The organism is Pedobacter frigidisoli, assembly GCF_004331675.1.
In the GTDB taxonomy this organism is placed as follows: Bacteria; Bacteroidota; Bacteroidia; order Sphingobacteriales; family Sphingobacteriaceae; genus Pedobacter; species Pedobacter frigidisoli.
This window is the reverse complement of the sequence record NZ_SJSN01000001.1, coordinates 332562-349357: the sequence shown is the minus strand read 5'-3', so window position 1 is coordinate 349357 and position 16796 is coordinate 332562. Positions and strand designations below refer to the sequence as shown.

Sequence of the window (16796 nt, the reverse complement as noted above, 5' to 3'; positions counted from 1 at the left end):
CACGTCCCGATGAAAAATTGTTTCTCGCAATGACGAGTGTACTAGGTGGGTACGTGAGCTGGAGTGTTAGTTTTAACGTAAAAAAAATGACGATTCTCTGCTCCTAATCCGTCCTTGCGAGAATATTCTCCGATTCTTCATCGGTAATATTAGTGGCAATCTCCACCTTGCCTTTCCAGTCTACAAGCAGCAATGAGGTTGCCACAAAACAATGAAAAATTGTTTCTCAATGACGAGTGTGTAAAAACAACTGGTATAAAATACAGTGCCTTCTGCATTAGAAAACTCGTTAAACAAAAAAGTCGCAGCGAAATGCCACGACTTAATTTAAGCTATAAGAAATTTAACTACTTCTTCTCCCCAGCGTATTTATCACTAAACTTTTTATCTAATTGCTTGTGCAAATTATCCAGATTAATATCTCTTCCTTGGATAAAAGCTTGCTCCACTTTGTTAGTCCTCATATCCAACGCATCGCCAGCAGAGATAAAGAAAGTAGCATCTTTACCAGTTTCGATACTGCCGGTAGTTTTATCAACACCCATTACTTTTGCAGCATTTAATGTGATGGTTGATAATGCTTTTTCCTTATCCAATCCCCAAGCCGTAACTGTACCAGCCATAAAAGGCAAGTTGCGTTGTTGCCAATAACCATCTATACTTAATACCACATTTAAACCCGCATTGGCTAAAACTGCAGCGTTTTTATAAGGCATGTTCACGTCATCGTCGTTATTGTTTGGCAAAGCATGAGGCTGCTTAACCACTAAGCTGATATTATTTTCTTTCAAGAAATCGATTACCAAGTATGCCTCATCAGCGCCAGTAATGACAGGCGTAATTCCGAATTTCTTGGCGAAGTTTACAGCCGCAACAATATCCTTTTGACTATCGGCTGCGATGAATAATTTTTCATCACCAGAGAAAACCCTTTTCATTGCTGCGAAACGCGTATTAATTACCTCTGGTTTTTCCATCTCCGAATAAGCTTTAGCTTCAGCAAAGAAAGAAGTGAGCTGCGCAATTGCCGCTTGTGTTCTTTCTGCTAAAAGTTCTGGCGACATTTGTGGTCGGACGAAACCGCCAAAACCACCTCTAAAACGTGGTGTAACTGGCCAAGTCATGTGCATGGCATCATCTTTTCTAATTGCTGCATCTTCCCAATTCCAAGCATCTAGTTGAACAACCGAAGAACTTCCAGAAACTGTTCCGCCTTGTGGAGTGGGTTGCGCCATTAAAATACCATTGCTCCGTAGCGTTGCAGGAACTTTCGAATCGGTGTTGTAAGCTACAATAGAACGAATGTGCGAATTGAAATCGCCAATTTCCTCGAAATCCAATGTTGCTTTTATCGATTCAGTTTCAGCCAAACCTAAGTTGGTTGTGGCTGCAATAAAACCTGGGTAAATATGTTTTCCTGTAGCCACAATTCTAGTTACATCATCTTGTGGCACTTGTCCGTTTGCTGTAACCGAAATAATTTTTCCATTACCAAAAAGAATGGTTCCATTTTCGATAACCGTTCCGTTGCCTACATGAACAGTTGCTCCTGTTATGGCGATGGTTTTGCTTTGTTTTTTAGCTGGCGAAATGTTTGCTTGTGCGAAACACATCAGGCTTGTAGCCGAAAAAGCCAGACTCATTAAATAGGATTTCATGTTAGTGTGCATGTTCATTTTCGGTTAATTCAGCTGAATAATTTTCTAAGGTTTCGCAATTGTATAAGCGTGGCGCATCTCCCATTGGGCGTTGCGTTCTGCCACCTTTACTTTTGCTGTCTAACATTTTTTGAATCAAGCGAGCCTTTTCAATTTGTTGTGCTTTGATTACTTGCGCATCTTTTTCAAGATCCCAATAAGCAATTCCATCCACAAAAGTTTTTTCCGCTCTGGCATAAATTGAAAGTGGATTAGCTGTCCAGATCACCACATCGGCATCTTTACCTGCTTTTAAACTTCCAACTTTATCATCTATGTGCAGCATTTTAGCGGGATTTAAAGTCACGAATTTTAATGCTTCCTCCTCTGGAACATTACCATATAAAACTGATTTACCAGCTTCCTGATTTAAGTGGCGAGCCATTTCAGCATCATCAGAATTGAAAGCGGTAGTTACGCCAACGTTGTGCATAATTTTTCCGTTGTAAGGAATTGCCTCTGCAACTTCATTTTTGTAAGCCCACCAATCTGAGAAAGTTGAGCCCGCAATGCCATGTGCTTTCATTTTATCAGCCACTTTATAACCCTCTAAAATGTGGGTAAAGGTGTTGATCTTAAAACCTAAACTATCAGCAACATGGATTAACATATTGATTTCGCTCTGCACATAAGAGTGACAAGTAATGAAACGTTTGTTATTCAAAATCTCTACAATAGCATCCAATTCTAAATCCCTACGAACGCTGTTGCCTTTAACCGACATTGCTTTTGCGTATTCTTTTGCACGGGTAAATTCATCAACAAAAGTTTGCTCTACACCCATACGCGTAACCGGGAAACGAGCACCAGTACCGAAATTACTTTGCTTCACGTTTTCGCCTAAGGCAAATTTGATAAAACCATCTGCGCCAGCGAATTTTAATTCTTCAGCAGATTTTCCCCAACGTAATTTAATCAATTGCGACTGCCCACCAATTGGATTTGCCGAACCATGTAAAATTTGAGAAGTGGTAACTCCACCAGCCAATTGGCGATAAATATTTACATCTTCTGCAGTAATTACATCTCCCATACGAACTTCGGCGGAAACAGATTGTGCGCCCTCATTAATTCCTGTCGCAGCAATGTGCGAGTGTTCATCGATTATGCCAGCTGTTACATGTTTACCAGTTGCATCGATAACTTTTGCGCCAGCTGCTGAAAGGTTTTTGCCAATAGCCTTAATTTTGCCATTTTCTAAAAGTACATCGGTATTTTGCAATATACCGTCCATTTCATTCGTCCAAACGGTTCCATTTTTTATTAAAACCGTTTCTTGCTTTGGTAATTCTGCAGAACCAAAGGCCGTGAAAGGATAAATGATTGGTCCGACTGCTAAGCTTGGCTTAGGCTCATCTTTCTTCGGTGTTTCCTTAGCCGCCTCTTTGTAGGTTGCCGTGAATTTTCCATTGGTTCCATCTGCTAATGCAGATTCGCCTTTAATGGTTAACGGGTTTGCAGAAGTAATGTAGCCACTTAAACGAACATCGCCCTTAGGGTTTTTCTTTAGATTGAAGTTGATGCTCACCCAATCGCCATTTCTGGTGAAAGTTGCTGTAGTTTTTACACTATCTACACCAGTTCTTTCAATCGCTGCTGAAGAACCACCACCAGTTCCGGTTATTTTTAAGGTTAGGGCACCAACACCATCAACGTTTAAGTTATAAGTTCCACGCACATCGCTCACATCCATTTTATTCACAATGAAACGCTTGCCTTGAACCCAGTTCTCAAAAATGATATTTCCATTTTTGAATAAGTTATCTGATGAGATTAGGAAGTTGGCTACTTTACCTTTCTCCAATGAACCTACTTTGTCGCTGATGCCCAAAAGCTCTGCTGGAGTTGTTGTTACCGATAATAAGGCTTGTTTTTCTGTTAATCCGTTCTCAATTGCGGTGCGAATGTTAGCCCAAAAATCGCGACTGTTTTCTAAACCAAAAGCAGTTAAGGCAAACTTGATTCCTGCTTTCTCTAAAGCGGCAGGGTTAGTTGGAGCCAATTCCCAACCTTTCATTTGTGCCAAGGTTACATTTCTGGCTTCAGCAGGATCTTCTACATCATAAGCTTTCGGAAAAGACAAAGGAATAATCAAACTTGCTCCAGTTGCTTTCACCTCATTAATACGTTGGTATTCATCGCCGCCAGATTTGATGATGAATTTCTTGCCAAATTCCTTGCCGATTTTATCAGCACGAAGCACATTCGCCCAACCATCAACCTCAAAAATTTGTGGCATGGTTTGTTGCTTCCCAAATTCATCTAAAGAGATATTGTACTCCTCTTTTTGCTTGCCATACCATTGCGAATCGTAATAGGTTTGGCGTAGCAAAGCGATAGAACCCATTAAAGAAGTTGGATAATCGTTTGAAGAAGTGCCTTTATTAAACGAATAATTTGCTGCAGTTTGATCTTTCAAAATCACATTGTTGTCGGTACCCTCGTTTAACGTAACAGCGGCAGATACTCCACGAGCAATACCATCACGAGAAATTACGTTTACACTTCCGAAACCTACTTTACGTAGTTCATCCGCTTTTTTGCTATCCGTAGAAAAAATATTCTTAACGTAGGTTTCTGGTCTAATCGCTTCATTCCATCCATAAGCACCTTTTTTCGTCGAAACAAAAATAGATTGGCGTTGACCACCAAAGCCACGTGTTGGGCCAGCCGCTTCGGTAATTCCATAGCTTGTAAAAGCATCAACTAGCGATGGATAAATAAATTTTCCTTTAAGATCGACAACAACATACCCTTTTGGGACCGCCAAGCCAGCGCCAACCGCTTGAATCGTTTGTCCTTTAATTAAAAGTGTAGCATTTGTTAAGGTTTGGTTGGCATTAACTACAATAGTTGCATTGGTAAATGCGAACATTCCAGGACGGGTGTCGAAAGAGCCGTTAACTGGGAAAGTGGTTTGCTGTGCAAATAGCATTGTAGTAGAAAATACCAGCGCAATGGCGAGTAAAATTTTCTTCATAATAAGTTTAGGGGTTTATTTTGCTTAAAACTAATATAAATTAATGTTGATTGTACTCAATATCCTATTTTTTACAATTATTGATTACTTTTGAAGCACAAAATATCATCATTATGTATCAAATTTTAAAAAGTGCACATTCAGGTTGGCGCTATATCGTTTTTGTCCTGTTGGTTATTGCAGTAATTAAAGCGCTTTCTGGCTGGTTTGGAAACAAATCATACACCGAGGGCGATAGAAAACTAAATGTTTTTACGCTAATTAGTGCGCACATCCAATTGTTGATCGGTTTGGTAATGTATTTTGTTGGGGATTGGTACAAGGTAGATAGTAGCAATGCTGTAGGCCGTTACTGGAAAATGGAACACATTAGTATGATGATTATTGCCATTATTTTAATTACGGTGGGTAACTCAAAATCGAAAAAGCTAACAGAAGCAGTTGCAAAGCATCGTACCATCTCAGTTTTCTTTGGTTTGGCTTTGATTTTAATTATTGTAACCATTCTATTGATGGTAAAAGATGTGCCAGGAAGATCCTTTTTTGGTATGACTAAATAAAATTTAACAAAACTATTTTTATAAATATTTCCATTTTTCAAAATTCTTTATATTTTTGTCGCTCATGATCAACAATATACATACATGGCTTTGGCAAGGTAATTCAAAACAGAATTGCGCCGGCTGCGTATGAGGAAAATATTTTTATCAACCTAAACCTAATTGAACCATTAAAGCCCGGCGTAGAACCACACGCCGGGCTTTTTTATTATAAAAAATTTAACTCGTCATTGCGAGGCACGAAGCAATCCTACAAAGATAGCAGGTGTTTGATGCCAAAAGCATTAAGATTGCTTCGTGCCTCGCAATGACGGCCACCGTAAAATGATGTACAAAATAAATACCACTTACAAAAAGATGCTTGCCGATACCACAACGCCAGTGAGCATTTATCTACGCTTACGCGATGTTTATCCAAATAGCATCCTGTTAGAGAGTTCCGATTATCACAGCCGCGAGAATTCGATGAGTTTTGTTTGTGCCGATCCCGTAGCTGGAATTATTTTAAAAGGAACTAGACTGGAAACTTATTTTCCTGATGGTTCTGTAGAAATAAAAGAAAGCGAAAACCTAACCGATGAGATTACCGCTTTTAAGGATAAATTTAAGGAAACCGAGTTGCCTGAGATTAAATTTATTTCCAGCGGTTTATTCGGATATTTTACCTGGAACGCTGTTCAACATTTTGAGGATATCAAGTTCACTTCTGAAACACCAGAGGGAGAGGAAATTCCTGAAATGCAATATCATTTATACCGTTATATCATTGCGATCGACCATTTTAAAAATGAGATTACCTTATTCAAAAATACATTCGAGGGCGAAGAAGAGAGTGGCTTGGAGAAAATGGAATACTTGATTCAGAATAAAAACTATCCTGAATATAAGTTTCAGCTTCGTGGAGAGGAATCTTCAAACCTAACAGATCAAGGTTTTATGGACTTGGTGGCGAAACTTCAAAAGCATATTTTCCGTGGAGATGTTTTTCAAATTGTTCCATCGAGGGCATTTAAACAAGCCTTTTCTGGAGATGAATTTAATGTTTACCGCTGCTTGCGTTCTATAAATCCATCGCCATATTTATTCTATTTTGATTATGGAAATTTTAAGCTTTTTGGCTCATCGCCAGAAGCGCAAATCACCATCAAAAATAATACGGCAAATATTTTCCCTATCGCAGGAACATTTAAACGCAGTGGAAATGATATTGAAGATGCGGAACAAGCTAAGAAATTAGAGCAAGACCCGAAAGAAAGTGCAGAACACGTGATGTTGGTAGATTTGGCCAGAAATGATTTAAGCAGGCATTGCAATCGTGTTGAGGTAAAATCATTTAAGGAAGTTCAATATTATTCGCATTTAATTCATTTGGTAAGTAAGGTTAGCGGACAGTTACAGGAAGATGTAACTGCATTTAAAGTGGTTGCAGATACTTATCCGGCTGGAACATTAAGTGGTGCGCCAAAGTATAAAGCAATGCAATTGATTGATGAAAATGAGAAATTGGGCAGAAACTTTTATGCTGGAGCCATTGGTTTTATGGGCTTTAACGAAGATTTCAATCATGCGATTATGATTAGAACTTTTATGAGCAAAAACAACGAATTGCATTATCGTGCCGGTGCTGGAATTGTTGCAGATTCAGTTCCGGAAACCGAAATGCAGGAAGTAAATAATAAAATTGCAGCATTGCGCAAGGCACTTGAAATGGCAGAAAGTATTTGATGTAAAATGGAAAATGTGCAATGGATGATGTGTTTATAAAAGAAAAAATTACAATGGAAAATATAGAGAGGAAAACCGTTTTGGTAATTGATAATTACGACAGTTTCACTTACAATCTGGTTCATTTAATAAATGAGGTCGGTTACGAAGCGGTAGTTTGGAGAAACGATAAATTCGATTTGGCTGATGTAGAACAATTTGATAAGATTTTGCTTTCTCCTGGCCCAGGGATTCCTGAAGAGGCTGGATTACTGTTGGATGTAATTAAAACTTACGCACCAACTAAAAGTATTTTTGGGGTATGTTTAGGTCAGCAGGCCATTGCCGAAGCGTTTGGTGGAACTTTGTTAAACCTAGGGCGACCGATGCATGGCATTGCAACACCAGTTACGGTTGTAGATGGTGATGAACCATTGTTTTGGGAATGCCCGCAAACGATAAATGTTGGCAGGTATCACAGTTGGGTGGTGAGTAAAGAAAATTTTCCATCGTGTTTAAAAATTACGGCCAGAGATCATAAAAGTGAGATTATGGCGCTTAGACATGAAAGCTTAGATGTTCGTGGTGTTCAGTTTCATCCAGAGAGTGTGTTAACTGAATACGGAAAACAGATGATGGAGAATTGGTTGACTGCCTAACCCCCCAGCCCCCTAAGGGGGAGCTGAAAGGCAAGTTGGAAATAGCAATTGGAAAAAATTAGACGAAATTATCAATGCAAAATAATATGAACGATGGAAATTCAAGTTCCCCTTTAGGGGCGGAGGGGTCTATACTAGATAAAATCGTACTACGTAAAAAAGAAGAAGTTGCTGATGCAAAGCGACTCGTTTCTATACAGAATTTAGAAAAGGCTGAGCATTTTAAAAGGACGCCTTATTCTTTTAAGGAGTTTTTGCTGGCAGAAGATCGCACAGGAATTATTGCGGAGTTCAAGCGTCGTTCACCATCTAAGGGTTTAATCAATGGTACCGTAGATGTTGCGGAGGTAACGCAGGCCTACAATAAAGCAGGTGCTTCGGCACTATCTGTTTTAACTGATGTTGATTTCTTTGGTGGTAAAACGGATGATATTTTAGCGGCCAGAGCAGCTAATAATATCCCGATTTTAAGAAAGGATTTCATGATTGATGAATACCAGATTCTGGAAGCTAAAGCTTGGGGTGCTGATATTATTTTATTAATTGCCTCTATCTTAACCCCAAAGCAGATTCATGATTTTGGGAAATTCGCAAAGGATTTAGGTTTGAATGTGCTTTTAGAAGTCCACAATCTGGAAGAACTCGAAAGAAGTATTTCGCCAAATTTGGATGCCATTGGTGTAAATAACAGGAATCTTGGGGATTTTACGGTTAATATTCAAACCTCTTTCGATTTGGTGAATAAAATTCCGAATGAGTTTTTGAAGATTTCGGAAAGCGCAATTAGCGATCCGGGCATTATTAAAGACTTAAAAACCGCAGGGTTTAATGGGTTTTTGATCGGAGAAAACTTTATGAAAACGGAGAATCCAGGCGTAGCGATTAGGGAGTTTGTCGCACAGATTTAGTTTCTTGGTTTTCACTACGGAAATTCAGAAGCAAGGATAGTTTTTCCCTTATCGGTCGGGGTCTCAGCGACGGAAAACAAATTTAAAATGCAGGTTTGTAATTGCAGTTTCCAAAGTTCAATAAGCCCGATTGTAGTGAAAAGCGCCCGATTTTTCATCGGGCCTTGTAACGGAAAGCGGGGCGGTATTGGCCAAAAGCTACTGGCTTTCACTTTCAAAATATTAGAAACAACTTTAAGAAGAATTAATTGTTGTTTAAAGGTTAAGGAAAGAACGATAAAATTGCTTATTTGCTACTGTAATTGTAGGCAATTTTATCTAAGTTTGCTACAATTACATGGGAAAACAAAAATCATATGATACTGCTGTTCAGCAGGAGCGAGCCATTTTGGTGGGTGTAATTACCCCTGGCGAAAAGGAAGAGCAAACAAAAGAATATTTAGACGAGTTGGCCTTTTTGGTTGAAACTGCAGGTGGTGTGGTAGAAAGAATCTTCACGCAGAAGATGTTGAAGCCTGAACGTGCAACTTTTGTGGGTACGGGAAAGCTAGAAGAAATTAGGGCTTTTGTAAAATCGGAAGAGATTGATGTTGTTATTTTTGATGATGAACTATCTCCATCGCAACTTCGAAATATTGAACGTGAAATTGGCGTAAAAATCTTAGATAGAAGTAATTTAATCCTCGATATTTTTGCCAACAGAGCACAAACTGCACAAGCTAAAACGCAGGTAGAATTGGCTCAATTGCAATATTTATTGCCGCGATTAACGGGTATGTGGACTCACTTAGAACGCCAGAAAGGTGGTATTGGGATGCGTGGTCCTGGGGAAACACAGATTGAAAGTGATAGACGGATTATTTTAACCAAGATTTCATTATTAAAAGAGCGTTTGCGTTTAATTGATAAACAGAATGAAACGCAAAGAAAAAATCGCGGTCAGCTGATTCGTGTTGCCTTAGTTGGTTATACGAATGTTGGTAAATCGACGATTATGAACATGCTTTCTAAATCAGAAGTATTTGCAGAGAACAAGTTATTTGCAACTTTGGATACGACGGTTCGTAAGGTGGTGATTGAGAATTTACCATTTTTATTATCAGATACGGTTGGGTTTATCCGCAAGCTTCCTCACCATTTGGTAGAGTGTTTTAAATCGACTTTAGATGAAGTTCGAGAGGCTGATATTTTAATTCACGTTGTTGATGTTTCGCATCCAAACTTTGAGGATCAGATTCATATTGTTAATGAGACACTGAAAGATATTGGGGCGATTGATAAGGATATGATATTGGTTTTTAATAAAATTGATGCTTATGTGGCGCCAGAAGAAGATGATTTAGTTGCATTTGAAAAAGGCAAAATGAGTTTAGCAGATTTTAAGAAAAGCTGGATGAGCCACGGAAAAATGCCTGTTTTGTTTATTTCAGCAACAGAAAAGGAAAATATAGAAGAGTTTAAAACATTGTTATACGATAAGGTTAAAGAGATCCATACGGCGAGATATCCTTACGATAATAATTTGTTATATTAGTTAAACCGTCATTGCGAGGCACGAAGCAATCTAAAAGTGCTAAATATCAGCGATTGTTGTAAGATTGCTTCGTGCCTCGCAGTGACGCAGATAAAAAAAATATGGAAAGTAAACGTCAGCAAAAATTTGCAGGAGTAATACAAGAAGAATTAGCACAAATTTTTCAACGTGAGGGTGGTGCATTTTTGCCAAATACATTGGTAACGATTACACGTGTTCGGGTATCGCCAGATTTATCTGTGGCAAAAGTTTATTTAAGCTTTTTTAATACCACCAATACCACACTTTCGATTAATACGGTTAATGCGCATAATGGCGAAATCAGATATAAATTAGGCGCTCGAATTCGCCATCAAGCTAGAGTGGTGCCTGAGTTGAATTTCTTTGTTGATGATACCAATGAGTATGTAGAAAAGATGGATCATCTTTTTGAGAAAATTGCTAAAGAGCCAAGACAAAAAGAAGAAGATGGCGAAGATCTTTCTTAAATGAAAACCTTTGAGCAAGTTATAAAATCGAATGCTTCGGCAATTCAAAAAGTCGTTGATTTTGATGCAACTGCTGATCAACTTTTACCCTTAGATTTTACAGCAACAAATACCGAGCTTACTGATGAGATCTTGGATCATACCGATTTGTTTTCTGATTGGGTAAATAAAAAACTTTCGGATAAAGATGCCCGATATGGAATTGGAGGTTATGATGAGCACAGAACGATTTACTCGAGAAGTGCACACTTTGATACTGCTGAAGAACCTCGTCGGCTGCATTTGGGGGTAGATGTTTGGGCTCCGGCTGGAACACCAATTTATAATTTCTATGATGCTACAGTACAAAGTTTTGCCCATAACAATAACTTCGGCGACTATGGCGCTACCATCATTTTGGCTTACGAAATCGATGGCTTTAGGTTCAATGCCTTATATGGTCATTTAAGTTTAGCTTCTTTAAGTAACTTAGAAGAAGGTAAGTTTATCCCTGCCGGAATTAAGATTGCCGAACTCGGCGTTAAGGAAGAAAATGGATATTGGCCACCACATCTACATTTCCAAATTATTCAAGATATGCAAGGTTTGAAAGGCGATTATCCAGGCGTTTGTAAATTCAGCGAACGTGAGCAGTATTTAGCTAATTGTCCAGATCCAAATCTTATTTTAGAATATAATTTTAAGTAGTGTAGGTTTTAAAACCTTAAATATCATTTCAGCTTTTTTAAGTAAATTAGTATCATGAAAAAGCTATTAACCATTTGCTTAATCTTTTGCTGTTCTGCAGCCATGGCTCAATTGCAGTTTAAATCTGGCAAGTCGGGCTTCACAGCTTTTTTGCGAGAGAAAACAATCTATCCTCAATTTTCAAAAGATAATTGTATTCAAGGAACTGTAAATGTTAGCTTTAAGCTTGATGAGCAAGGCAACGTTTATTCTTCGAAAGTAAGTAAGGGAATTTTAAGCGATTTAGATGATGAAGCCCTGCGTTTAGTTCGTTTGAGTAGTGGGAAATGGCAGGTTCCTGCTGGTTACGATACCACAATTTCGGTAATTGTGCCTGTTAACTTTAAACTTTCGGGATATAACTGTGAGGGAAAATCCAATTCAGATATCCAAGAGGCTATTCGAAGTTATCAGGCTGAAGAAGCATTAACCAACTCGGTGCTTAATTTTTATAAAAACATAGATAAGGCTAAACCAGGGCAAGAAGTTCAGATTATAGCCATTAAAAATCAACTGGGAATAGATGATGAGTATTTACAAACGAAAATTGATAGTGGAATGAAAAAAATAAAGCAGGGCGATAAGCAAGGAGCTTGTGAGGATTTTTCTTTTGTTAAAAATATGGGTAGTAAATTAGCTGACGAATACTTAGCGAAATACTGTAGATAAATGAGGAATACCACTCGATTTTTTGCCCTTTTGGATATCATCAGCATTGCCTTATTGGCAAAACAATTTTGGGGAATCGTTACACATTTAAACCAAATTCCAGATCAGGTTTTATCTCAAGTTAGGGTGATTTTAACCTTGCCACTATTCTTATCATTATTTATTTCGGCTGTTGGACTGATCTTATTTAAGAAATTTGGTTTCATTACCTACTATATCCAATTTCCATTCAGACTAATTGTATGGATTTTTTCCTTTGGATTTATTACTTTTTTGCCTGAGGTTTTAAACCTAAGCCAAGTTTGGTTCGATATTCTTTTTAAAGTCTGTTTTATAGCAGAGTTTTTTAGGCTTTATTTTTCCATCCAAATTCACAGAAAAGCTTTTTAACCTGAGTTTGATTTAGTTTTTTGACGTTTTGGATGAGCGGTCGTCACCCTGAACTTGTTTCAGGGTCTTTATAGCCAGGCGGCTTTGCATGTAAGATGCTGAATCAAGTTCAGCATGACGAACGCCTAGCTGACTCTTACAATGAAGAGTATTTCATTTAATTTTAATCGGGCTCAGGTTTTTAATTAAATTTTTGAAATTCAGAAAAACTAAACAATCACCGTAATCGCAGCAGGTAAAATTTTTGCTTCAACTGTATTTACTTTTCCAATATATTCCCCATCAACTTGGAAATGGGCTTTGTGTTTCGAAGAAATTTTCACCTCCGAAGTTTGAAAAACCTCAATCTTCTTTGGATTAAATGGCAATTTTGTGAGCCAGATTTTCAATATTTCTAAGTAAGAATAATCCTTAACAACAACAATTTCGAACAGTTCATCATCAAGCTTTCCATCGGGGTTTATTTTTAGGCCAGTGCCATACATGGTAGCATTTGCTATTGCAACCATCGCTGCGGGAGATTTAATCGTTTTCCCGTCGATGTTTAACTCAACCTCCATTCTATTATGATTCCACAATGCATGCCAAGTTGCCTTTGCGTAACCCCACATTCCACGTTCGGGCAGGGTATCAAATTTTTTAACCAAGTAGGCGTTAAATCCTAAATCTGAAAGGTGAATACAAACTTCATTATTCAGCTTTACCACATGGATTTTTTGCAGCTTACCAGCTTCTAACAAGTCTAATGCTAATTCAATATCAGTTGGAATTCCCAACTCTTTCGCCATTCCATTAGCAGAGCCTGCCGGGATAATTCCAATGGGTGTTTCGGTATTTAGCAAACATTCGGCAACCAACTTCAAGGTTCCATCGCCACCAACGGCCACAACCCTATCGGCTTTTGATTTAGAAATTTCAGCTTTTATTTTATCTAAAGAACAATCATCAGGTAATTCGTATAGTTCAATTTCTATTTCCTTACTTTCAAAATGTGTAGAAATTACTTCCTTTAAATTAATATCGTGACTGCCAGAGCCTGGATTTATGATGAATAATAGTTTCATATTTACCTTAATGATTTACAACACAAACAAGTTTTAACAAACTCTGTTTTAACTACAATGAATAAATCTGTAAGTATAAAAATTTATCATGGCTATGGTCACAAGCATAATCTTGTTGTATACGGTCATGTTTTTAAGCGCAGGGCAAAAACCAAGCAAGTTTATAGCAATAATATCTTCGTTAATATTATTCATCTCTTTAAACTTTTTATTTTAAATCCTTATCCATTCGTTACCGTTAGACTACATTTTTTTGACCAAACCATTTATAACAAATCCGAGCAAGATGGGTTTTTTAAATTCGAATGGGAAGCCAATACCGATGTTTCTGCAGGTTGGCATAACGTGAAAGTGGAGGCACTCGATGATACAAACGAGGTGTTAAGCTCAAGCGAGGGGAAAGTTTATGTGCCGCATATCACTCAATATGCATTTATTTCCGATGTTGATGATACCGTGATGATTTCGCATTCGGCAACCATCGGTAGGAGGTTGAGGGAGCTTTTTATTAAAAACCCACACACACGAAAAACATTCCCCAACGCCGCAGATCACTACCAACTTTTGGCCTTATCGCATACCGAAAAAAATCAGCCCAATCCTTTTTTCTACGTAAGCAGTAGCGAATGGAATCTCTACGATTACCTTATCGAAACCTTTAAGTTTAATAATCTGCCTGATGGCGCATTTCTGTTGAATACCTTAAAACGCTGGAAAGATTTGATCAAAACAGGCAAAACTGGCCATGAGGGGAAATTGCTTCGAGTTATGCGGATTTTGGATGCATTTCCCAATCAGAAGTTTGTGTTTTTTGGAGATAATTCTCAGCAGGATCCACAGATTTATACTTCAATTGTAGAGCGCTATCCTAAAAATATAGAGGCCGTGTATATCCGAAACATTCGTCCAGAACGCCAGCAAGAAACACAGCAATTATTAAGTATAATTGAAGAACAAAACGTTCATGCCTGCCTTTTTAACAATAGCCATGAGGCCATTTTGCATTCAAAATCCATCGGATTGATCAAATAGTTTTTTTGAAGAGCAGTTGCGGTGCTCATCGGTTCCGACAATCCCGCTTTCATTTCAAGTCCTCGCTCCCGAAGAAGTCACGACAGGTTCGCTGCGGGCTTTTCATTTCAATCAGGTCTATTTCAATGCGGTTAATCGTTCTTTTTAAAGGTTTCTAGGCAGAAGCTTAATCAGTTATGAAATCGATTTTCCGAAAGGCGTAAAGGCTAAATTCATTAATTTGAAATGCTGGCGACCAAATGGAATACCGACAATGGTAAGGCAAAGTAAAATACCGAAAAACAAATGGGTTAAGGCAATCCAGAAGCCACCACAACAAATCCAAATGATATTCATAACGGTCGAAAGGCAACCTGTATTGGAAGATGTATCTGTAATTTTTACACCAAATGGTGCCAAGCCAACTATCGCAAATTTAAAGCATTGAATTCCAAATGGAATGCCAATAATGGTTAAGCATAGGATCAAGCCGCCTATAATGTATTCGAAAAATATAAAGATGCCGCCGAAAATAATCCAGATAATGTTGCCTAAGAAATTCATTTAAATTTTTAGGTTAAGATTAGGTTTAGCTATAAATGTTACATTCAAGCTTTTGATTTCTATTTTTTCAATGCTTGATTCTTCCTAATTTAACACCACACACAAAAGAAACACAATATGAAAAAATTACTAATGGCTGTAGCACTAGCTACATGCTTTGCCTTGGATAATACCCAAGCGCAAACCGTAAATGGAGTACGATTAAGCGAAATCAAATCTGATTACATTCAGGTTCGGGGGATCAAGCGAACTTTTTCTGATAAGGTTTTCATATCCCTAGAATATGGACAAAACGTTCCTTACATTGATGATGCCTACATCAAAGACGATAATGGGAAGAAAATGGAGTTTGATTCTGCGCTCGAGTTTGTAAATAAATCAAAATCGTACGGTTATGAGCTTTTTCAGGTCTTCTCTGAACAAGCTGGGAGTGGAAGTAGTTTGGCCGTATATGTTTTAAAACGGAAATAGTTTTACTGCTATTTCTTAACTAAACCCGATAGGAGCAGAAAGCCAGCAATTTTTTCTATTGCTGGCTTTTCGTGTATAGCGGGACAGGAACTTCGCGATTAATTACAGGTTTTGCTTTCCAAATCTTAAATAAAATCTAATGTGTTAAATTTTTTATTTAGGATATCAGCATTATTAACATCGAGCCATTTATCTAAGATTGTTCCATAAACCTGCCTAAAATCCAATTGGTATTTTAAATCTCCCGTATCTAAATCGCTTAGGTTTGGGGCAGCATTGAAAATACCTTGTTTCTTTAGTTTTCCGCCGAAAACGAACATATTATTCGCCGTTCCATGATCGGTTCCATTACTTGCGTTTTGCTCTACACGGCGACCAAATTCAGAGAATGTAATTACCAAAGTATCTTCTAATTTGTTATTGCTTTTTAAATCCTTTAAGAAAGCAGCCATGCCTTCGCTGTACTGTTTAAGCAGATTTCCTTGTTGGTTTATCTGATTAACATGGGTATCGAAACCGCTCATAGAAACATAATAAACCCTCGTTTTTAAGCCCGATGAAATGAATTTCGAAACCGTTTTTAATTGGTTTGCAAAACCCGAAGTAGGGTAGATAGACTTAGATTGATAAATTTTGGATGTGTTTTGGATATAACTTGCAGATGATTGGGTCTCGATCATCGTTTTGTACAAATAACCCAAATTATCTTCATCTAAGTGCTCTTTATCGCTTTGTAACATCGCCTTGAAAAAAGGATCGTTGGTATTGCGGAACAACGCAGCCGGATCTTTTAGCGCAATTCCTTTTTTGGTTTGCCCTTTCATGGCCAGCGAAAGTGAATCATCAACCTCGATTGCGGTGTAAGGAAACTTGCAGGTTTGGCAATTGCTATCCAAGTAACGGCCAATCCAACCGGTCGATAAAAATTGATTGCTGTCGCTACCAGTTTGCCAAATATCCATCGAACGGAAATGAGATCGATCAGGGTTTGGATAACCAACATCGTTAATAATCGTCATCCAGCCTTGATCGTAAATTTCTTTTAGAGCTATCATGTTCGGATTCAGTCCTTGCATGTCATTTAGCTTAATTACCTCTTCCGGCTTAATGGCAATGCTTCTTCTTTTTTGGTAATAAATATCGTTCCCATGCGGAATAACGGTATTCAATCCATCATTTCCACCAGAAAGCTGCACCACCACTAAATTTTTATATAGACTAAGCTCATCAAGCGCCATGGCCTCGAGCGGCTTCATAAACGCAGGAACAAAAAGCGATCCTGCTGCAACGAAACCTGTATTTCTTAAAAAATTTCTTCTGTTCATTTTCTAAATTTTTTAGTTAATGGCTGATGGTCAATAGTTTTAACTA

General features: G+C 38.0%; 16 protein-coding genes. 11 read left to right on the top strand and 5 right to left on the bottom strand.

What is annotated here, in order from left to right; translation table 11 throughout:
* Nucleotides 1–347 precede the first annotated feature (347 nt).
* The gene (locus EZ449_RS01455; RefSeq protein WP_165499666.1) at nucleotides 348–1658 is read right to left on the bottom strand and encodes an amidohydrolase family protein; all 1311 of its coding nucleotides are present in this window, start codon (nucleotides 1656–1658) and stop codon (nucleotides 348–350) included.
* 1 nt (nucleotide 1659) lies between these two features.
* Nucleotides 1660–4677: an amidohydrolase family protein gene (locus tag EZ449_RS01450; protein ID WP_131556172.1), complete on the bottom strand. Its 3018-nt coding sequence runs from the start codon at nucleotides 4675–4677 to the stop codon at nucleotides 1660–1662.
* A gap of 113 nt (nucleotides 4678–4790) precedes the next feature.
* Between EZ449_RS01450 and EZ449_RS01445 the strand changes: the two genes are divergently transcribed.
* The 9 genes from EZ449_RS01445 to EZ449_RS01405 all read left to right on the top strand — a co-directional run bounded on the left by EZ449_RS01445 (nucleotide 4791) and on the right by EZ449_RS01405 (nucleotide 12315).
* On the top strand, nucleotides 4791–5237 hold the full coding sequence (locus EZ449_RS01445; RefSeq protein ID WP_131556171.1) for a cytochrome B: 447 nt from the start codon (nucleotides 4791–4793) through the stop codon (nucleotides 5235–5237).
* Nucleotides 5238–5564: 327 nt separating this feature from the next.
* Nucleotides 5565–6962, top strand: a complete 1398-nt coding sequence (locus EZ449_RS01440; protein WP_205942929.1) for an anthranilate synthase component I family protein — start codon at nucleotides 5565–5567, stop codon at nucleotides 6960–6962.
* Nucleotides 6963–7015: 53 nt separating this feature from the next.
* Complete coding sequence (locus EZ449_RS01435) at nucleotides 7016–7600, top strand: anthranilate synthase component II (protein ID WP_131556169.1); 585 nt, start codon at nucleotides 7016–7018, stop codon at nucleotides 7598–7600.
* Nucleotides 7601–7686: 86 nt separating this feature from the next.
* A complete protein-coding gene (gene trpC, locus EZ449_RS01430) occupies nucleotides 7687–8508 on the top strand; it encodes an indole-3-glycerol phosphate synthase TrpC (RefSeq protein WP_131556168.1) in 822 nt (273 codons plus the stop codon).
* Between the two features lie 337 nt (nucleotides 8509–8845).
* Nucleotides 8846–10042, top strand: a complete 1197-nt coding sequence (gene hflX, locus EZ449_RS01425) for a GTPase HflX (RefSeq protein ID WP_131556167.1) — start codon at nucleotides 8846–8848, stop codon at nucleotides 10040–10042.
* Nucleotides 10043–10143: 101 nt separating this feature from the next.
* Nucleotides 10144–10530: a 30S ribosome-binding factor RbfA gene (gene rbfA / locus EZ449_RS01420; protein WP_131556166.1), complete on the top strand. Its 387-nt coding sequence runs from the start codon at nucleotides 10144–10146 to the stop codon at nucleotides 10528–10530.
* Nucleotides 10531–11217, top strand: coding sequence for a peptidoglycan DD-metalloendopeptidase family protein (locus EZ449_RS01415; RefSeq protein WP_131556165.1), 687 nt, complete (start codon nucleotides 10531–10533; stop codon nucleotides 11215–11217).
* A gap of 54 nt (nucleotides 11218–11271) precedes the next feature.
* Entirely contained in the window at nucleotides 11272–11925 is a 654-nt protein-coding gene (locus tag EZ449_RS01410) for an energy transducer TonB (protein ID WP_131556164.1), read from the top strand.
* The gene (locus EZ449_RS01405; RefSeq protein ID WP_131556163.1) at nucleotides 11926–12315 is read left to right on the top strand and encodes a hypothetical protein; all 390 of its coding nucleotides are present in this window, start codon (nucleotides 11926–11928) and stop codon (nucleotides 12313–12315) included.
* A 209-nt stretch (nucleotides 12316–12524) separates the two neighbouring features.
* Here EZ449_RS01405 and EZ449_RS01400 read toward each other — a convergent pair whose 3' ends face one another.
* Entirely contained in the window at nucleotides 12525–13379 is an 855-nt protein-coding gene (locus tag EZ449_RS01400; protein WP_131556162.1) for a diacylglycerol/lipid kinase family protein, read from the bottom strand.
* 57 nt (nucleotides 13380–13436) lie between these two features.
* Between EZ449_RS01400 and EZ449_RS01395 the strand changes: the two genes are divergently transcribed.
* Entirely contained in the window at nucleotides 13437–14411 is a 975-nt protein-coding gene (locus EZ449_RS01395) for an App1 family protein (RefSeq protein ID WP_131556161.1), read from the top strand.
* 174 nt (nucleotides 14412–14585) lie between these two features.
* On the opposite strand, the gene EZ449_RS01390 is transcribed toward EZ449_RS01395, so the two are convergent.
* On the bottom strand, nucleotides 14586–14954 hold the full coding sequence (locus tag EZ449_RS01390) for a YccF domain-containing protein (RefSeq protein WP_131556160.1): 369 nt from the start codon (nucleotides 14952–14954) through the stop codon (nucleotides 14586–14588).
* 117 nt (nucleotides 14955–15071) lie between these two features.
* Here EZ449_RS01390 and EZ449_RS01385 point away from each other — a divergent pair, with 117 nt between their 5' ends.
* Nucleotides 15072–15425, top strand: a complete 354-nt coding sequence (locus EZ449_RS01385; RefSeq protein WP_131556159.1) for a hypothetical protein — start codon at nucleotides 15072–15074, stop codon at nucleotides 15423–15425.
* A 125-nt stretch (nucleotides 15426–15550) separates the two neighbouring features.
* Here EZ449_RS01385 and EZ449_RS01380 read toward each other — a convergent pair whose 3' ends face one another.
* A complete protein-coding gene (locus EZ449_RS01380; protein WP_131556158.1) occupies nucleotides 15551–16750 on the bottom strand; it encodes a DUF1501 domain-containing protein in 1200 nt (399 codons plus the stop codon).
* Nucleotides 16751–16796: the final 46 nt, after the last annotated feature.

Excerpts from the sequence above, each read along its gene's own strand:
- EZ449_RS01455 (WP_165499666.1), bottom strand. The coding sequence starts at position 1,658 with ATGAAATCCTATTTAATGAGTCTGGCTTTTTCGGCTACAAGCCTGATG.
- EZ449_RS01450 (WP_131556172.1), bottom strand. The coding sequence starts at position 4,677 with ATGAAGAAAATTTTACTCGCCATTGCGCTGGTATTTTCTACTACAATG.
- EZ449_RS01445 (WP_131556171.1), top strand. The coding sequence starts at position 4,791 with ATGTATCAAATTTTAAAAAGTGCACATTCAGGTTGGCGCTATATCGTT.
- EZ449_RS01440 (WP_205942929.1), top strand. The coding sequence starts at position 5,565 with ATGTACAAAATAAATACCACTTACAAAAAGATGCTTGCCGATACCACA.
- EZ449_RS01435 (WP_131556169.1), top strand. The coding sequence starts at position 7,016 with ATGGAAAATATAGAGAGGAAAACCGTTTTGGTAATTGATAATTACGAC.
- trpC (WP_131556168.1), top strand. The coding sequence starts at position 7,687 with ATGAACGATGGAAATTCAAGTTCCCCTTTAGGGGCGGAGGGGTCTATA.
- hflX (WP_131556167.1), top strand. The coding sequence starts at position 8,846 with ATGGGAAAACAAAAATCATATGATACTGCTGTTCAGCAGGAGCGAGCC.
- rbfA (WP_131556166.1), top strand. The coding sequence starts at position 10,144 with ATGGAAAGTAAACGTCAGCAAAAATTTGCAGGAGTAATACAAGAAGAA.
- EZ449_RS01415 (WP_131556165.1), top strand. The coding sequence starts at position 10,531 with ATGAAAACCTTTGAGCAAGTTATAAAATCGAATGCTTCGGCAATTCAA.
- EZ449_RS01410 (WP_131556164.1), top strand. The coding sequence starts at position 11,272 with ATGAAAAAGCTATTAACCATTTGCTTAATCTTTTGCTGTTCTGCAGCC.
- EZ449_RS01405 (WP_131556163.1), top strand. The coding sequence starts at position 11,926 with ATGAGGAATACCACTCGATTTTTTGCCCTTTTGGATATCATCAGCATT.
- EZ449_RS01400 (WP_131556162.1), bottom strand. The coding sequence starts at position 13,379 with ATGAAACTATTATTCATCATAAATCCAGGCTCTGGCAGTCACGATATT.
- EZ449_RS01395 (WP_131556161.1), top strand. The coding sequence starts at position 13,437 with ATGAATAAATCTGTAAGTATAAAAATTTATCATGGCTATGGTCACAAG.
- EZ449_RS01390 (WP_131556160.1), bottom strand. The coding sequence starts at position 14,954 with ATGAATTTCTTAGGCAACATTATCTGGATTATTTTCGGCGGCATCTTT.
- EZ449_RS01385 (WP_131556159.1), top strand. The coding sequence starts at position 15,072 with ATGAAAAAATTACTAATGGCTGTAGCACTAGCTACATGCTTTGCCTTG.
- EZ449_RS01380 (WP_131556158.1), bottom strand. The coding sequence starts at position 16,750 with ATGAACAGAAGAAATTTTTTAAGAAATACAGGTTTCGTTGCAGCAGGA.